Consider the following 15,264-nt stretch of genomic DNA (forward strand, 5'->3'; position numbering starts at 1 on the left):
TCATCTTTAGCCGCTGTGGGAAGCTTGCTTGCAAGCGAATGGGGTTCGCTCAGGCGTTTAGCAATATTCGCTTGCAAGCAAGCTTCCCACAGCAGTTCCGTCCCTTGTTTTCGCTGTCAACTGTCCACTATCAACTGTCCACTGCCTTTCTCATTCCCCATAGTCCCGCAGTGCTTCCAGGTCCTGGATGTTGATGCGGCCGTATTCCACTTTCAGCAGGCCGTTGGCTTCCAGCTCGCGCAGGGCCTGATTGGCGCGCTGGCGTGACATACCACACAGTTGCGCCACATCTTCCTGGGAGACCTTCAGGCTCAGGGAGCCATTGGGGTAGAGGTAGGAATTGAACAGCGTGGCCAGACAGCGGGCCACCCGCGCTTCGGGGCGCAGCATGCGATCGAAGCTGACCATGGAGATGAACAGGCCGAGGCGCTCGTTCAGTTGCCGCAACAGGAAACGGTTGAAGGCGATACTGTTGTCCAGCAACCAGGTGAACGTGGCCCGGGGCATCAGAGCCACCCGGGTCTGGCCCACCGCGATACCGTCATAGCGACGGGGTTCGTCCTTGAGCAACGAGCCTTCGCCGAACCAGCCGCCGGCATTGACGCCGGTAAGGGTGATCGCCTTGCCCTCCGGAGACAGCACGCTGAGTTTCACCAGCCCCTGAATCACGCCGATCCAGTGGTCCGCCGGGTAGCCCTGATGACAGACATAGTCTCCCGGGCCCACTTCTCGCTCGGTGATCTGGCTGCGCACGTGGTCCAGCGCCACGGAATCCAGGTTCTGGGCCCAGATCGAGTCGCGCAGCATGCTCTCCACGTCGCCGTGGGGGGTGCTGATGTCATCGCTATGATCTTTGACGGACATGGTGTTGTAATCCCGTACTCCGGTCTGAAAAAGAGCTTCTTTCCCAGATTGTCGCGGAAACGACAGCTTGGTGCAGCCAGTCGATGATATAGATGGTCATGCGCTGATGCGCCGGCCCTGGATGATCCCGCGGACGCCGTTGTGCGGACCGCTTGCAAAAGGCCGTCAGGCGGGTAGCCTGAAACAGAAAAGAGTACGTATAAAAGGAACCTGTGAACAAGTACTTACAGCGTTCCCAATGTTAATAACAATAACGTCGTGGCCCGGGCGGCCGCGCAAAAGCTGGAGGTGAGAGCCTTGACGTGTATCCCTCGTTTGGCGGGCGGCACTGGTGGCACCGGCAGGTCTATTGAACGTGCCACGGCTGCCATGAGCTCCGCGATTTCCTGTCATTCCCTTGTTCGGTCCTGCTCCGTCGCCGCTCCCCGAGCCTGTCCGGGCCGCACCGGAATCACCGTGGCGAACCCCTGCTTCACCTTGACCAACCGTCGGATTGGTATGAGAAGAATGGGAGGTGTCCGCCATGTCGGTCAATGAACTGGACACATTTCCCAAACTGCTGATCCATAACGCTGGGCACCGGCCGAATGTGGATGCCATGCGGGAGAAGGATCTGGGCATCTGGCAGACCTGGACCTGGCGTCAGGTGTACAAGGAAGTGGAAGCCCTGGCCGGAGGACTGAAGGCGCTCGGCTTGCAACGCGGCGACCGCGTGGCGGTGATCGGCGACAACCGGCCGCAGTTGTATTGGTCGGTGGCCGCGATACAGGCCATGGGCGCGATTCCGGTACCGCTGTATCAGGACTCGGTTGGCGATGAGATGCAGTATGTACTGCATCATGCGGAAGTTCGCTTCGCGGTGGTGGAAAACCAGGAGCAAGTGGACAAGGTGCTGGACATCAAAAGTCAGGTACCGAGCCTGGAGACCATGGTCTATGACGACCCGAGGGGCCTGCGCAACTATCCGGAACCGTTTTTACACGAATTGACCGGGGTACAGGAAAAAGGCCGCGTCCATGCCCGCGAGAACAGTGATTTCTTCGCTCGCGAAGTGGCCCTGGGCCAGGGCGGGGACTTGTCCATCATTGTCTACACCTCTGGTACCACCGGCCGGCCCAAGGGCGTCATGCTCAGCTATGACAATCTGATCGAGACCGGCAAGTTGGCGGTGAAGTTCGACAACATCACCGAGAAAGACGAAACCCTGGCGTATTTGCCGATGGCTTGGGTGGGCGATCACTTCATCACTTACGGCGAGAGCCTGATCTCCGGCTTCTGCTTCAACTGCCCGGAATCTCCGGAAACGGTGATGACTGATCTGCGCGAAATCGGCCCCACTTATTTCTTCGCGCCGCCACGGATCTGGGAAAACCTGATCACCAATGTGATGGTGAGGATGGAGAACGCCAGCCGCCTCAAACAGATCATGTTCCAGCACTTCATGAAAGTGTCCCGCAAGGTTGGCGTGCGTCTGCTGGAAGGCAAGCCGGTGTCGTTACTGGAACGATTGCACTACGCCTTGGGCAATGTGCTGGTCTACGGACCGCTGCGTAACGTGCTCGGCTTCAGCCGTATTCGTCTGGCCTACACCGCTGGTGAGGCGCTGGGGCCGGATATTTTCGATTTCTTCCGCGCCCTGGGTATCAACCTCAAACAGCTGTACGGGCAGACGGAATGTTCCGTATACCTGTGTCTGCAAAAGGACAACGACGTGCGCCCGGACACCGTCGGACCGCCGGCGGAAGGCGTGGAAATACGGTTGGATGAGAATGGCGAGGTGATGTTCCGCGGCCCCGGCGTTTTCATGGGCTATTACAAGAACGAAGAAGCCACCCGTGAGACCAAGACCGAGGATGGCTGGGTGCACAGCGGCGACGCCGGCATGTTTACCGAGGATGGCCATCTGCGCATCATCGACCGGGCCAAGGATGTGGGGCGTCTCAATGGCGGCACCCTGTTCAGCCCCAAATTCGTCGAGAACAAACTCAAGTTCCATCCGCACATCAAGGAGGCGGTGGCATTCGGCCATCAACGGGATTACGTCACCGCGTTCATCAATATCGATTTCGAAGCACTGAGCAACTGGGCGGAGCGGCGCAACATCTCGTTCACCGGCTACATGGATCTGGCCGGCCGTGAGGAGGTGTATCAGTTGATCAGGGAAGAAGTGGAAGCGGTCAATCGGGATCTGGCCGAGGATCCGGAAATGGCATCGATCCAGATCCATCGCTTCCTCATCCTGCACAAGGAGCTGGACCCGGACGACGGCGAAATCACCCGTACCCGCAAGGTGCGCCGGCGCATCATCGCCGAGCGCTATGAGCCGCTGATTTCAGCGCTGTACGGCGGTGACGAAAAGGTGGACGTGGACGTTCGGGTGACTTACGAGGACGGCAGCACCGGTCAACTGAGTTCCACGTTGTCGATCAGTGACGCCAGTACCTATCAGCAGCTCAGCAAGGCGGGGTGAACCATGGTGGCAACGGTTTCCGATCTGACGCCACGCGAGCAGGCGTCGGAAGTACTGCTCAAAGTCGAAAATGTGGAGCTGCGTTTTGGTGGGGTCCGTGCCCTGCATGACGTGGGCTTCGAGATCCGCAAGGGGCAGATTTTTTCCATTATCGGGCCCAACGGGGCGGGCAAGTCGTCGATGCTCAATTGCATCAACGGTTTCTATCATCCCACCTCCGGAACCCTGACCTACAAAGGGCAACCGCGTAAGCATATGCGGCCCTACGTCACCGCCAGTCAGGGCATTGCCCGGACGTTTCAGAATATTGCCCTGTTCAAGGGCATGTCGACCCTGGACAACATCATGACCGGCCGGCATCTGAAAACCAAAGCCTCGCTGCTGGAGAACGCCTTCTGGTTCGGCCGCGCCCGCCGCGAGGAGCTGGAGCACCGGCATTTCTGCGAGGAGATCATCGATTTCCTCAACCTGCAGCATGTGCGCAAGACTCCGGTGGGCACCTTGCCCTACGGCCTGCAGAAGCGGGTGGAACTGGGCCGGGCGCTGGCGGCGGAGCCGGAACTGCTGTTGCTGGATGAGCCCATGGCGGGCATGAACCTGGAAGAAAAACAGGACATGGCCCGTTTCATTCTCGACGTCAACGATGAATACGGCACCACCATCTGTCTGATCGAACACGATATTGGCGTGGTGATGGACCTGTCCGATCGCATCGTGGTGCTGGATCACGGCGAGAAGATTGGCGAGGGCACGCCCAGGGAGGTGAGCAACGATCCCAAGGTGATCGAGGCTTATCTGGGTGTTCAGGAACAGGAGAGCGCATAGCCATGATGTTTTTTCTGGAAGTTCTCATCGGCGGCTTGCTGGCCGGCGTGATGTACGCACTGGTGGCGCTGGGCTTCGTTCTGATCTTCAAGGCCTCCGGCATCTTCAACTTCGCCCAGGCGGCGATGGTCCTGTTCGCCGCCATGTTCATGGGCGGCATGCACAACGACTGGGGCCTGCCGTACTGGCTGGCGATCCCGATCACCCTGGTGATCATGATCGGCGTGGCCTGGGTCATCGAGAGGGTGGTGTTGCGCCCGATGGTGAACCAGGAACCGATCATCCTGTTCATGTCCACTATTGGTATCTTCTTCGCCCTGATCGGTTTCGCCGAGATTTTCTGGGGCAGCCGATCGCGCACGCTGGACGTGGGCATCCCCTCCGATCCGATCTTTCTCGGCGACATGCTGCTGCAGAGCTATGACCTGATCACCGCGGCCATCGTCGCCGCGCTGGTGGTGGGGCTGGTGTTCTTCTCGCAGAAGACCCGCATGGGACGGGTGTTGAGAGCGGTGGCGGACGATCACCAGGCGGCACAGTCAGTGGGCATCAAGTTAAGCACGGTGTGGGTGGTGGTGTGGTCCATCGCCGGTTTGGTGGCGGTGGTGGCCGGCATCGTCTGGGGCGGCGCCCTGGGAGTGCAGCCGGTCATGGTGGACGTGGCGTTCAAGGCGCTGCCGGTGCTGTTGCTGGGCGGGCTCACCTCGATCCCGGGCGCCATCGTCGCCGGTCTTATCATTGGCGCCGGCGAAGCTCTGGCCGAGGTCTATCTGGGACCGATCATCGGCGGCGGCATCGACAGCTGGTTCGCGTACATCATTGCCATGGCGTTCATGGTATGGCGGCCGGAAGGCCTGTTTGGCGAAAAAATTATAGAAAGGATCTGACCGCATGATTTATCGCGAATCCGGACAGTTCAAAAAAACCTATCAGGCCGACCAGGCGATTCTGCCGCTGCGCCAGGACCGTATTTTCCTGATCCTGGTATTGCTGGTGGCGTTTCTGGTGGTTCCGTTCACCGCGTCCAACTATGTGATGAACTCGTTGCTGTTGCCGTTTTTGATTTATTCGCTGGCGGCCATCGGGCTCAACATCCTTGTGGGCTACTGCGGGCAGATTTCCCTGGGCACCGGCGGCTTCATGGCGGTGGGCGCGTTCGCCGCCTGGAACCTGGCTATCCGCACTGACTTGCCGATGCCGGTTATCTTCGTGCTGGCGGGGTTGATCACCTCCGGCGCAGGGGTGTTGTTCGGCCTGCCGGCACTGCGCATCAAGGGGTTCTATCTGGCGGTGACCACGCTGGCGGCGCAGTTCTTTCTGGTGTGGCTGCTGCAGCGCCCCTGGTTCAACAATTACAGCGCTTCCGGGGTGATCTCGGCGCCGGACTTCCACATGTTCGGCTGGAGCATCGAGACCGTCACCGACCGCTATTATCTATCGCTGATCATATTGGTGCTCATGGCGCTGCTGGCCAAGAACCTGGTGCGCAGTGCCACCGGCCGTAAATGGATGGCGATCCGCGATATGGACGTGGCGGCGGAGATCATCGGTATCCGGCCGATGCCCACCAAGCTGAAGGCGTTCGCGGTGAGCTCGTTCTTCATCGGCATCTCCGGCGTGCTCTGGGCCTTCCTGTACCTGGGCCAGCTGGAGGCGGACGCGTTCAATATCTATACCTCCTTCGACGTCCTGTTCATGGTGATCATCGGCGGCCTGGGGTCGATTCTGGGCTGTTTCCTGGGCGCCGCCTTCGTGGTCCTGGTGCCGATTTTCCTCAATATCATTCCCAGCGCCCTGGGGCTGCCATTGAGCACCGCCATGATCAGCTATATCGAAGTGTTTATCTTCGGCTCCCTGATTATTTTCTTCCTGATCGTGGAGCCCCATGGCATGGCCCGTCTGTGGAGCATCGCCAAACAGAAACTGCGGCTGTGGCCGTTCCCCTATTGATCACGACGGTGATGACGAGGGTGTAACAGAAAACATCGCCCGGTCGGGCGGACAACGAAATAACAAATCAAGGGTCGGGGGCTTGCCCCCTTGGAGGACGATCATGAAAACAACAATGTTGCAGAAAGCGGCGCTGATCGGGCTGAGCGCCTGCATCGGCCTGACCGGCGCGATCTCCGCGCAGGCTCAGGAAGCCAAGGAACAGTACCTGCCGAGTCTGGTGTACCGCACCGGTCCCTTCGCGCCCAGCGGCATCGGCTTCGCCGATGGCTTCGCGGATTACGTGACATTGATCAATGAGCGTGACGGCGGTATCAACGGCGTGAAGATTCGCCTTGAGGAATGCGAAACCGGTTATGCCAATGACCGCGGCGTGGAATGCTATGAACGTCTCAAGGACCGCCACGGCGGTGCCACCGTGGTGGCACCGTTGTCCACCGGGATCACCTACGCGCTGATTCCGCGCACCCGGGCGGATGGCATCACCATGAGCACCATGGGCTACGGACGCGCCGATGCCGCCTATGGTCCGGTGCTGGATAACGTCTTCATGGTACCCACCACCTACTGGTCCAGTACCACCGTGGTGATGGACTACATCGCCGAGCAGGAAGGCGGCTGGGAAAACCTGAAAGGCAAGGACATCGTCCACGCCTATCACGATTCCGCCTACGGCCGTGAGCCGTTGGGGGTGCTGCGCCATTACGCGGAAAAATACGGTTTCACCCTGCATGAAGTACCGATCTCTCCGCCGGGCGTGGAGCAGCGCACGGTATGGACTCAGGTGCGGCGTATCAAACCGGACTGGATCTCCCTGTTCGGTTGGGGCGTGATGAACCCCACCGCCATCCGTACCGCCTCTTCCATGGGCATCGACGTCAGCCACATGATCGGTGGTATCTATGCCGCCCAGGACGATGCGGTGAAGCCCGCGGGAGAAGATGCCAAAGGCTACAAAGCGGTCACCTTCCACGGTCCGGGCGCCGATTACCCGATCTATGACGCGTTGAAGAAACACGTATACGACGCCGGCAAAGCGGCGGGATCCGGCGACGCCAAAGGCACCATCGCCTATAACCGCGGCTTGATTAACGCCGGTTACATCATCGAAGCCTGGCGTCAGGCTCAGGACATGTCCGAGAAAGGCCGGCCTTCCACTCGCGAGGAAACCCTGAAGGCATGGCAGAGTCTGGATATCCCTGAAGCTCGCACCAAGGAGCTGGGTATGGGCGGCCTGATGCCGCCGGTGCACATCACCTGTCTGGACCACGAGGGACCCGGCATGGCGCTGATCCAGCAGTGGAACGGGGAAGCCTGGGAACAGGTCACCGAATTCCGTAAACCGAACAAGGACCTGGTGTTCCCGATGTACAAAGCGTCGGCGGAAGCCTACGCCAAGCAGGAAGGCATCACCCCCAAATCCTGCGACTAACGGCCCTGTGACCAACGGCGCGGTGCCGGAGTAGCAAGCACTCCGGCACCGCCGGCCGAACAGAGGAAGAACGACATGGCGGAACAAGCCACGGCTCGACAGGCCGAACAGACCCTGCTTTCCATCAACAACATCGAAGTCGTGTACAACCATGTGGTGCTGGTGCTCAAAGGGGTATCCCTGGATGTGGGACCGGGTTCCATTGTCGCCTTGCTGGGCGGCAACGGCGCCGGCAAGAGCACCACCTTGAAAGCCATTTCCGGTTTGCTGACCGGGGAGCGCGGTGACATCACCCGTGGATCGATCCATTACAACGGCGAGCGCATCGACACCTTGAGCGCCGCCGACCGTGTGCGCCGAGGTGTACTGCACGTCATGGAAGGGCGCCGGGTATTCGAACACCTGAGCGTGGAAGAAAACCTGCTGGTCGGCGCCTACGGCCGGCGTGACGGCGCCGCCGCGGTGCAGCGCGACATGGAAATGGTCTACACCTATTTCCCCCGCCTCAAGGAGCGCCGCCGCTCGGTGGCCGGCTACACCTCCGGCGGTGAGCAGCAAATGCTGGCCATGGGCCGGGCGATGATGGCGAAGCCGCGCATGATCCTGCTGGACGAACCGTCCATGGGCCTGGCGCCGCAGTTGGTGGAGGAGATCTTCAACATCGTCTCCAAGCTGCGCAAGGAGGAGGGCGTGACCTTCCTGGTGGCCGAGCAAAACACCAATGTGGCTCTGCGCCATGCGGATTACGGCTACATCCTGGAAAACGGCCGTATCGTCATGTACGGCGATGCCGCCCAGTTGCGTGAAAACCCGGACGTCAAGGAGTTCTACCTTGGCGTGGGATCCGGAGAAGGACGCAAGAGCTTCCGTGATACCAAGCATTATCGTCGCCGCAAGCGTTGGTTGTCCTGACGCCGTGAGCGGTGGATTCATCAGTTTGTGACGACCGGTGAGCGCCGGTCGTGCTCAGGAGAAACAGCATGGGTAGTCATTCCGCGTATCTGGATGATCGTGAAACCCGCTCGCCTGATGAGCGGTCGGCACGACAATGGGAAGCGCTGCGCGAGGCGTTGGCTCACGCCAAGGCGCAATCCCGTTACTGGGCCGGTGTGTTGGCTGACATTGAACCCGGGCGGATTCAGGGACCGGCGGACCTGGCCCGGATTCCGCTGACACGCAAGTCCGATATCCCCGCGATTCAGGCCCAGGGCGTATTGGGCGGCATGGAAGCGGCGCCGATGGGCGAGCTGTCGCGGGTTTTCCTTTCGCCCGGGCCGATTTACGAGGCCAGTGAGTCGATTGCGGATTTCTGGCGTTTCGGCCGTGCCATGTGGGCGTCGGGCATGCGCCCCGGTGCTCTGGTGCACAATACCTTTTCCTATCACCTCACCCCCGCCGGCATGATGGTGGACAGTGGCGCCCGGGCGATTGGCTGTTCGGTGTTTCCCGCGGGCGTTGGCAACACCGAGATCCAGCTCGACGCCATCCAGCAACTGCGTCCGAGCTACTATGGTGGCACGCCGTCGTTTCTGAAAATGCTGCTGGACAAGGGGCGTGAACTGGGCAAGGACACCAGTTCGCTGGTGGCGGCGTCGGTGGGCGGCGAGCCGCTCAGCAGCGCTCTGCGCCAGGAAGTGGAAGCCCAGGGCGTCAAGGTGTCGCAGAGCTTCGGAACCGCCGAACTCGGCCTGGTGGCCTATGAATCGGAGGCGCGCGAAGGGCTGATCGCCGACGAGGACGTCCTCATCGAAGTGGTGCGGCCGGGTAGCGGGGATCCGTTACCGGATGGCGAGGTCGGTGAGATGGTGGTGACCGTGCTGCGCAATGCCAGCTTCCCGATGATCCGAATCGCCACCGGTGATATGACCGCGATCATGCCCGGTGCCAGCCCGTGCGGACGCACCGCGCCACGTATAAAAGGCTGGATGGGCCGGGCCGATCAGCGTACCAAGATCAAGGGCATGTTCGTGGCGCCGGAGCAGATCAACCAGCTGATGCAGCGGCACCCGGAAATCCAGCGGGCCCGTCTGGTGGTGACGCGGGAAAACGAGCAGGACCGCATGGTGCTGTCGGCGGAATGCGACAGCAGCGATAGCGCCTTCGCCGAGAAAGTCACCGAGACTCTGCAAGTGGTGACCAAGCTGCGCGGTGGTGTGGAACTGGTGGCACCGGGTTCCCTGCCCAACGACGGCAAGGTGATCGCCGACGAACGGCAGTTCGACTGAGAGGCTTTAGTGCTTCGTAGCCGGGTCTTGCTTGTCCCCCGAGGTGTCCATGACCCGCCGTGAATACGTCCCTGTAGGCTTGCGTTCGGCGTCCTGCCTCACACAGTCATGGACACCTCGGGGGACAAGCAAGACCCTCGGTCACAGCCAGCCGAAAGGTTCGCCTTTCTTTTCACTGTTGTTGATTCGAAGCTGGGTATTTCAGAGCTCGAAGAGTGTCGCCGGTCAGAGTCTTCCAGGACACGCTACAAGTACATCCCTGTAAGCTCGGGTTTGGCCATCCCTGGCCAAACACGGCCCTGGAAGACTCTGACCGGCGACACTCCCCTGTTGGAAAAACTTCCCACTGAACCCTGATTAACCTGATTTTGGCGACTATCAGGCTAACCGTCCCGCTGATTCGGCGGCGTCAGCCCGTGCTTGCGCATACGACGGTAGACGGTGGGACGGGATACGCCCAGTTCCCGGGCCACCGCGCTGATCATCCAGTGGTGGCGTTTCAGGATCGACAGCAGGCCGGCGCGTTGCGGGTCGCCATCGTCGTCATTCTCCGTGGTGGCCGGCGTGGTGCCGGGGCCGATCACCTGGGCCAGACATTCTTCCGGCAGATCGTTCACCGTGATCTGTTCGCCATCACAAGTGGCCTCGGCGAAATTCAGGGCGTTCACCAATTGGCGGATATTGCCGGGCCACGGGCAGGCCAGCAACGCGCTCATGGCGTCCGCGCGTAACTGCAGCCGCGGTTGCCCGACGGCGCGGGCCAGCTCACTCATCACCGACACGATCACATGCTGTTTATCCGCCCGCTCCCTGAGCGCCGGCAGCCTTAGCGTGGCGCCGTTGAGCCGGTAGTAAAGATCCTCGCGAAAAGAGCCGTCGGCGATCAATCTGGCCGGATCCCGGTGCGTGGCGGCGATCACCCGGCAGTCCACCGATATCGGCCGTTCCGAGCCCAGCGGCAGCACTTCCCCCTCCGCCAATACCCTTAGCAGCCGGGTCTGTAACGTCAATGGCATGTCGCCAATTTCGTCCAGAAACAGGGTGCCGCCGTGGGCTTGCTGGATCAGGCCGCGCATGCCCTTGGCCCGGGCGCCAGTGAAGGTGCCGGGACTGTAGCCGAATAATTCGCTTTCGATCAGGGATTCAGGAATGGCGGCGCAGTTCACCGCCACGAACGGTTTGTGCCGGCGCGGCCCGGCGTCATGAATGGCCCGTGCCAGCACTTCCTTGCCGGTGCCGGTTTCCCCCAGGATCAACAGGCTCACGTCCCGTTGCCGCAGACGCTTGGCCAGCTTCAGAGTGCGGCGCATGGCGGGATCGTCGGCGGCAAGGCGGTCCAGTTCCGGCACCGGTTCTTCCGGCATCAGTGGCTGCGGCGCGGCCGGCCGGGTGGGGCGGCGTGGCTCGATCAGGCTGCCGAACAGGGTACTGCCCAGGGCCTGTACCCGGAAGGCACGAACCTGATCCTCGCAGGCATAGGGAATCGACCAGATATCCCGAGCATCACAGTCAAACAGCTCCGGCAGGGTGACCTCGCCATCGTCCGTGCGGGTCCGGGCCAGCAACTGCCGACCAACGCCGTTGGCGGCCAGCACCCGGCCATCACCGTCGAGCGCGAACAGATACTGGCCGTTGACCTGCACCAGCTCCCGCGAGGTGTCGCAGCGGAACACCGTATGGTTGCGGTAATGGCGCAGGAAGTAGGCGTCCTCGATCATGCGCGCGTACAGGCGGATCAAATGCAAGGCGAAGTTCTGGCTGTCCCGTGTCGGCGCGGAATCCAGAGCGGAGATATCCAGCACCGCCAGCAGACGTCCCTGAGGATCGGTGATCGGAGCCGAGGTGCAGGTGAGGCCGATGTGGGTGGCATCGAAATGGTCCTGGCGATGGCAGGTGAGCGCCTCGCCTTCGCGGATGCAGGTGCCCACGGCGCAGGTGCCGGCGTGGTGCTCGTTCCAGTCGGCGCCAAGATAGAGCCCGGCCTGGCGCAGCCTCTGGTCGTGCCGGCGGTCACCAAGGAACTGCACGGTAATGCCGCGCTGATCGGTGAGCAGCAGCACATAACCGAGCCGGGCGATCTGGCCGTACAACTGCTCGACCCCGGCCCGTGCCACATTGAGAAACTCGTCGGCGCTTTCCTGATGTTCCCGCAGGGTTTGATGGGTAACGATGCGGGCCGGCCGGGGCCGCGCCGGGTCCAGGCCGTACTCTTCGATACAGCGTTTCCAGGAGCGGGCGATCATGACGTCGCCGGGGGACACGGTGGGACGGTAACCGCCTCCCGCGTATCGCAGGATGTCGTCGATGTGGCGACGTTGTTGCGCGTGCAGGCTGCTCATTCTCGGGCCTCCGCGGTGGATTGTTGTTCTGTTTTTTGCCTGGGATTCAGACTAGCTCCGCGCTCCCGGCGGCTCCATCCGACTTGAGTACTAAATACACCCCGGGAGCTTTACACCTGTAACGACGGGCGTTGCGCGCCGTTACGTTTGTGATGGCGTCAGGCCTCCGTTCAAGGACCGCTACCCGAGGCAAAATTCTTATTTAAATCAAGGCCCTGAAACCGATTAACGGCCCATGGGGAAGATTGGCACGGCTCCTGCTCTTGTCCCCGCATCCGTGCCGGCGTTCGCATCGACCGCGACGCCGGTGATGGAACACAAACAACAACAACGCATGCGAGGAGCACATCATGAGCACGACAAATACGCCGAACCGTCAAGTGGAACACTGGCTTGGTGAATGGGAGCGGACGCTGAACGGTGATGATCCCGTCGCCGCCGCCGGGCTGTTCGAACAGAACGGTTACTGGCGCGATCTGGTTTCCTTCACCTGGAATATCAAAACCGTGGAGGGACACGCCGCGCTGCGCGACATGATCGGCGCGACCATCGCCAACACCCGGCCTTCCGACTGGTGCCTGGCCGGCGATGCCCGCGAGGAGAACGGTGTGGTGGAGGCCTGGATCACATTCCAGACCGCGGTGGGACGAGGCCATGGCCACTTGCGTCTGCGTGACGGCAAGGCCTGGACTCTGCTGACCACGCTAAAGGAACTGCGGGACTATCCGGAGCAACGTAACGCCCTGCGGCCCAAAGGTGCGCGTCACGGCGTGTTCAAGAACCGTAAAAGCTGGCTGGAGGAGCGCCGCGAGGAGGAAGCGGAGCTGGGTTACAGCCGTCAGCCTTATTGTGTGATTATCGGCGGCGGCCAGGGCGGTATCGGTCTGGCGGCGCGCCTGCGGCAATTGAATGTCCCCACCATCGTGGTGGAAAAGAACCCGCGCCCTGGCGATTCCTGGCGCAACCGCTACAAATCCCTGTGTCTGCACGATCCGGTCTGGTATGACCACATGCCGTACCTGCCGTTTCCCGATCACTGGCCGGTGTTTTCGCCCAAGGACAAAATCGGCGACTGGCTGGAGATGTACACCCGGATCATGGAGATCAACTACTGGGGGTCCACTGAATGCACCGGTGCCCGTTATGACGAACAGGCCGGTGAATGGGTGGTGGACGTGAATCGCGATGGTGAGCGCGTCACCTTGCGGCCACGACAGCTGGTGCTGGCCACCGGTATGTCCGGTATGCCGAACGTGCCGGAAATTCCGGGCATGGAAGACTTCCAGGGTGAGCAGCATCACTCCAGCAAGCACCCGGGTGGCGAAGCCTATGCCGGCAAGAAATGCGTGGTGCTGGGTGCCAACAACTCGGCCCATGATATCTGCGCGGCACTGTGGGAGCATGGCGCCGACGTCACCATGGTACAGCGTTCCTCCACCCACGTGATCAAATCGGAAACGTTGATGGATCTGGTATTGGGGCCGCTGTATTCCGAGGAAGCGGTGAACAACGGTATCACCACGGAAATGGCGGACATGACCTTCGCTTCCATTCCCTACAAGGTGATGCCTCAGTTTCACGTCCCGGTGTATGAGCAGGTGGCGGAAAAGGACGCGGATTTCTACCGCCGCCTGCGCGAGGCCGGTTTCATGCTGGACTTCGGCGATGACGGTTCCGGCCTGTTCATGAAATACCTGCGCCGTGGTTCCGGCTACTACATTGATGTAGGCGCCTGCGAACTGGTGGCCAACGGCGATATCAAGTTGAAAAGCGGCGTTGGCATCGAGCGTATCAACGCGCATTCGGTGACGCTTACCGACGGCTCCGAGCTGCCGGCGGATCTGATCGTCTACGCCACCGGCTACGGTTCCATGAACGGCTGGGCGGCGCGCATCATTTCCCAGGAAGTAGCGGACAAAGTGGGTAAATGCTGGGGCATGGGCTCGGACACCACCAAGGATCCGGGCCCCTGGGAAGGCGAGTTGCGCAATATGTGGAAGCCCACCCGGCAGCCGTCGCTCTGGTTCCATGGCGGCAATCTGCACCAGTCCCGATTCTACTCCCAGTTCCTGGCGCTGCAGTTGAAAGCGCGGATGGAAGGCCTGGATACGCCGGTGTATGGGCAGCAGGAAGTTCATCACCTGGCTTGATTGATTTGCGTCAGCAGCGGGCGGGCCGGTCCCGCCTATGCTGAATCCCGGGATTCATTGAACAGGAACAGCGATCATGGAACTGAAAGGAAAAGTGGCTCTGGTCACCGGTGGTGGCCGGGGCATCGGACAGGGGATTGCCCTGGCGTTGGCCGGGGCCGGCGCGGACGTGGCGGTGGCGGATCTGGATCAGGCCATCGCCGAGGAAACCGCCGCCAGGGTCGAGGCTGCCGGCCGGCGCAGCCTGGCCCTTTCCGTCAACGTGGCGGAAGCGGACTCGGTGCGTGCCATGGTGGAAAAGGTGGAGGCGGAACTGGGCGGTCTGGACATCGCCGTCAATAACGCCGGCATCATCAGTATTCAATCCATCGAGGAACTCACCGCCGAGGACTTCGACCGCATCATGGCCGTCAACGCCAGGGGCGTTTTTCTCTGCACCCAGGCAGCGGTGCGGGTAATGCGGCCACGGCGTTGGGGGCGGATCATCAATGTGGCGTCCATCGCCGGCAAGATCGGTTTCCCGGATCTGTCCCATTATTCCGCGTCCAAATTCGCGGTGATCGGATTCACCAACGCGGTGGCCAAGGAAGTGGCTTTGGACGGCATCACCGTGAATGCGTTGTGCCCGGGTATCGTCGGTACCGGCATGTGGCGTGGCGAGGACGGCCTGGCCGGGCGCTGGCGTGAAGAAGGGGAAAGCGAAGAGGCATCCTGGGCCCGCCACCAGAAAACGCTGTTGCCCCAGGGCGTGGCGCAAACCCCGGAAGACATGGGGCAACTGGCGGTGTACCTGGCCTGCGCCGAACACGTCACCGGCCAGGCCATCGCCGTGGATGGGGGCTGCACGCTCTAGTTTTTTGTTAGCGGGACATCGCGGTCCATGGGCCGCTGTTGCCCCCATTCGCAGATGCGCCTACACGTAACACGCCGAGGCGCCGATTCGCGAGCAAGCTCGCTTCCCACAGCGGCTTCGTTGCTTCCACCGTGGGAAGCTGGCTCGCCAGCGAAT

General features: G+C 61.3%; 11 protein-coding genes. 9 read left to right on the forward strand and 2 right to left on the reverse strand.

Annotated elements, in window-relative coordinates; all coding sequences use genetic code 11:
* Nucleotides 1–150: 150 nt before the first annotated feature.
* Complete coding sequence (locus E0L37_RS03070) at nucleotides 151–864, reverse strand: Crp/Fnr family transcriptional regulator (protein WP_133490341.1); 714 nt, start codon at nucleotides 862–864, stop codon at nucleotides 151–153.
* Between the two features lie 523 nt (nucleotides 865–1,387).
* Between E0L37_RS03070 and E0L37_RS03075 the strand changes: the two genes are divergently transcribed.
* From E0L37_RS03075 to E0L37_RS03105, 7 genes are all read left to right on the forward strand, one after another.
* Nucleotides 1,388–3,334, forward strand: coding sequence for an AMP-binding protein (locus E0L37_RS03075; RefSeq protein ID WP_133490342.1), 1,947 nt, complete (start codon nucleotides 1,388–1,390; stop codon nucleotides 3,332–3,334).
* A gap of 3 nt (nucleotides 3,335–3,337) precedes the next feature.
* Complete coding sequence (locus E0L37_RS03080) at nucleotides 3,338–4,159, forward strand: ABC transporter ATP-binding protein (RefSeq protein ID WP_133490343.1); 822 nt, start codon at nucleotides 3,338–3,340, stop codon at nucleotides 4,157–4,159.
* 2 nt (nucleotides 4,160–4,161) lie between these two features.
* Nucleotides 4,162–5,046 carry a branched-chain amino acid ABC transporter permease gene (locus tag E0L37_RS03085; protein ID WP_022995308.1) on the forward strand — a complete coding sequence of 295 codons (885 nt, stop codon included), beginning with the start codon at nucleotides 4,162–4,164 and terminating at the stop codon, nucleotides 5,044–5,046.
* Nucleotides 5,047–5,050: 4 nt separating this feature from the next.
* Nucleotides 5,051–6,109 (forward strand): branched-chain amino acid ABC transporter permease, encoded by a 1,059-nt coding sequence (locus E0L37_RS03090; RefSeq protein ID WP_133490344.1) that lies wholly within the window; start codon nucleotides 5,051–5,053, stop codon nucleotides 6,107–6,109.
* 103 nt (nucleotides 6,110–6,212) lie between these two features.
* Entirely contained in the window at nucleotides 6,213–7,541 is a 1,329-nt protein-coding gene (locus E0L37_RS03095; protein WP_159661517.1) for an ABC transporter substrate-binding protein, read from the forward strand.
* A 75-nt stretch (nucleotides 7,542–7,616) separates the two neighbouring features.
* Nucleotides 7,617–8,453, forward strand: coding sequence for an ABC transporter ATP-binding protein (locus E0L37_RS03100; protein WP_097059118.1), 837 nt, complete (start codon nucleotides 7,617–7,619; stop codon nucleotides 8,451–8,453).
* 68 nt (nucleotides 8,454–8,521) lie between these two features.
* Nucleotides 8,522–9,766 carry a phenylacetate--CoA ligase family protein gene (locus tag E0L37_RS03105; RefSeq protein ID WP_133490346.1) on the forward strand — a complete coding sequence of 415 codons (1,245 nt, stop codon included), beginning with the start codon at nucleotides 8,522–8,524 and terminating at the stop codon, nucleotides 9,764–9,766.
* A gap of 383 nt (nucleotides 9,767–10,149) precedes the next feature.
* Here E0L37_RS03105 and E0L37_RS03110 read toward each other — a convergent pair whose 3' ends face one another.
* The gene (locus E0L37_RS03110) at nucleotides 10,150–12,105 is read right to left on the reverse strand and encodes a sigma-54-dependent Fis family transcriptional regulator (RefSeq protein ID WP_133490347.1); all 1,956 of its coding nucleotides are present in this window, start codon (nucleotides 12,103–12,105) and stop codon (nucleotides 10,150–10,152) included.
* A 350-nt stretch (nucleotides 12,106–12,455) separates the two neighbouring features.
* Here E0L37_RS03110 and E0L37_RS03115 point away from each other — a divergent pair, with 350 nt between their 5' ends.
* On the forward strand, nucleotides 12,456–14,255 hold the full coding sequence (locus E0L37_RS03115) for an NAD(P)/FAD-dependent oxidoreductase (RefSeq protein ID WP_133490348.1): 1,800 nt from the start codon (nucleotides 12,456–12,458) through the stop codon (nucleotides 14,253–14,255).
* 76 nt (nucleotides 14,256–14,331) lie between these two features.
* Nucleotides 14,332–15,108, forward strand: a complete 777-nt coding sequence (locus E0L37_RS03120) for an SDR family NAD(P)-dependent oxidoreductase (RefSeq protein ID WP_133490349.1) — start codon at nucleotides 14,332–14,334, stop codon at nucleotides 15,106–15,108.
* Nucleotides 15,109–15,264 lie beyond the last annotated feature (156 nt).

Origin of the sequence: Alcanivorax sp. 24 (assembly GCF_004360225.1) — a bacterium.
Lineage (GTDB): Bacteria > Pseudomonadota > Gammaproteobacteria > Pseudomonadales > Alcanivoracaceae > Alloalcanivorax > Alloalcanivorax xiamenensis.

Excerpts from the sequence above, each read along its gene's own strand:
- E0L37_RS03070 (WP_133490341.1), bottom strand. The coding sequence starts at position 864 with ATGTCCGTCAAAGATCATAGCGATGACATCAGCACCCCCCACGGCGAC.
- E0L37_RS03075 (WP_133490342.1), top strand. The coding sequence starts at position 1,388 with ATGTCGGTCAATGAACTGGACACATTTCCCAAACTGCTGATCCATAAC.
- E0L37_RS03080 (WP_133490343.1), top strand. The coding sequence starts at position 3,338 with ATGGTGGCAACGGTTTCCGATCTGACGCCACGCGAGCAGGCGTCGGAA.
- E0L37_RS03085 (WP_022995308.1), top strand. The coding sequence starts at position 4,162 with ATGATGTTTTTTCTGGAAGTTCTCATCGGCGGCTTGCTGGCCGGCGTG.
- E0L37_RS03090 (WP_133490344.1), top strand. The coding sequence starts at position 5,051 with ATGATTTATCGCGAATCCGGACAGTTCAAAAAAACCTATCAGGCCGAC.
- E0L37_RS03095 (WP_159661517.1), top strand. The coding sequence starts at position 6,213 with ATGAAAACAACAATGTTGCAGAAAGCGGCGCTGATCGGGCTGAGCGCC.
- E0L37_RS03100 (WP_097059118.1), top strand. The coding sequence starts at position 7,617 with ATGGCGGAACAAGCCACGGCTCGACAGGCCGAACAGACCCTGCTTTCC.
- E0L37_RS03105 (WP_133490346.1), top strand. The coding sequence starts at position 8,522 with ATGGGTAGTCATTCCGCGTATCTGGATGATCGTGAAACCCGCTCGCCT.
- E0L37_RS03110 (WP_133490347.1), bottom strand. The coding sequence starts at position 12,105 with ATGAGCAGCCTGCACGCGCAACAACGTCGCCACATCGACGACATCCTG.
- E0L37_RS03115 (WP_133490348.1), top strand. The coding sequence starts at position 12,456 with ATGAGCACGACAAATACGCCGAACCGTCAAGTGGAACACTGGCTTGGT.
- E0L37_RS03120 (WP_133490349.1), top strand. The coding sequence starts at position 14,332 with ATGGAACTGAAAGGAAAAGTGGCTCTGGTCACCGGTGGTGGCCGGGGC.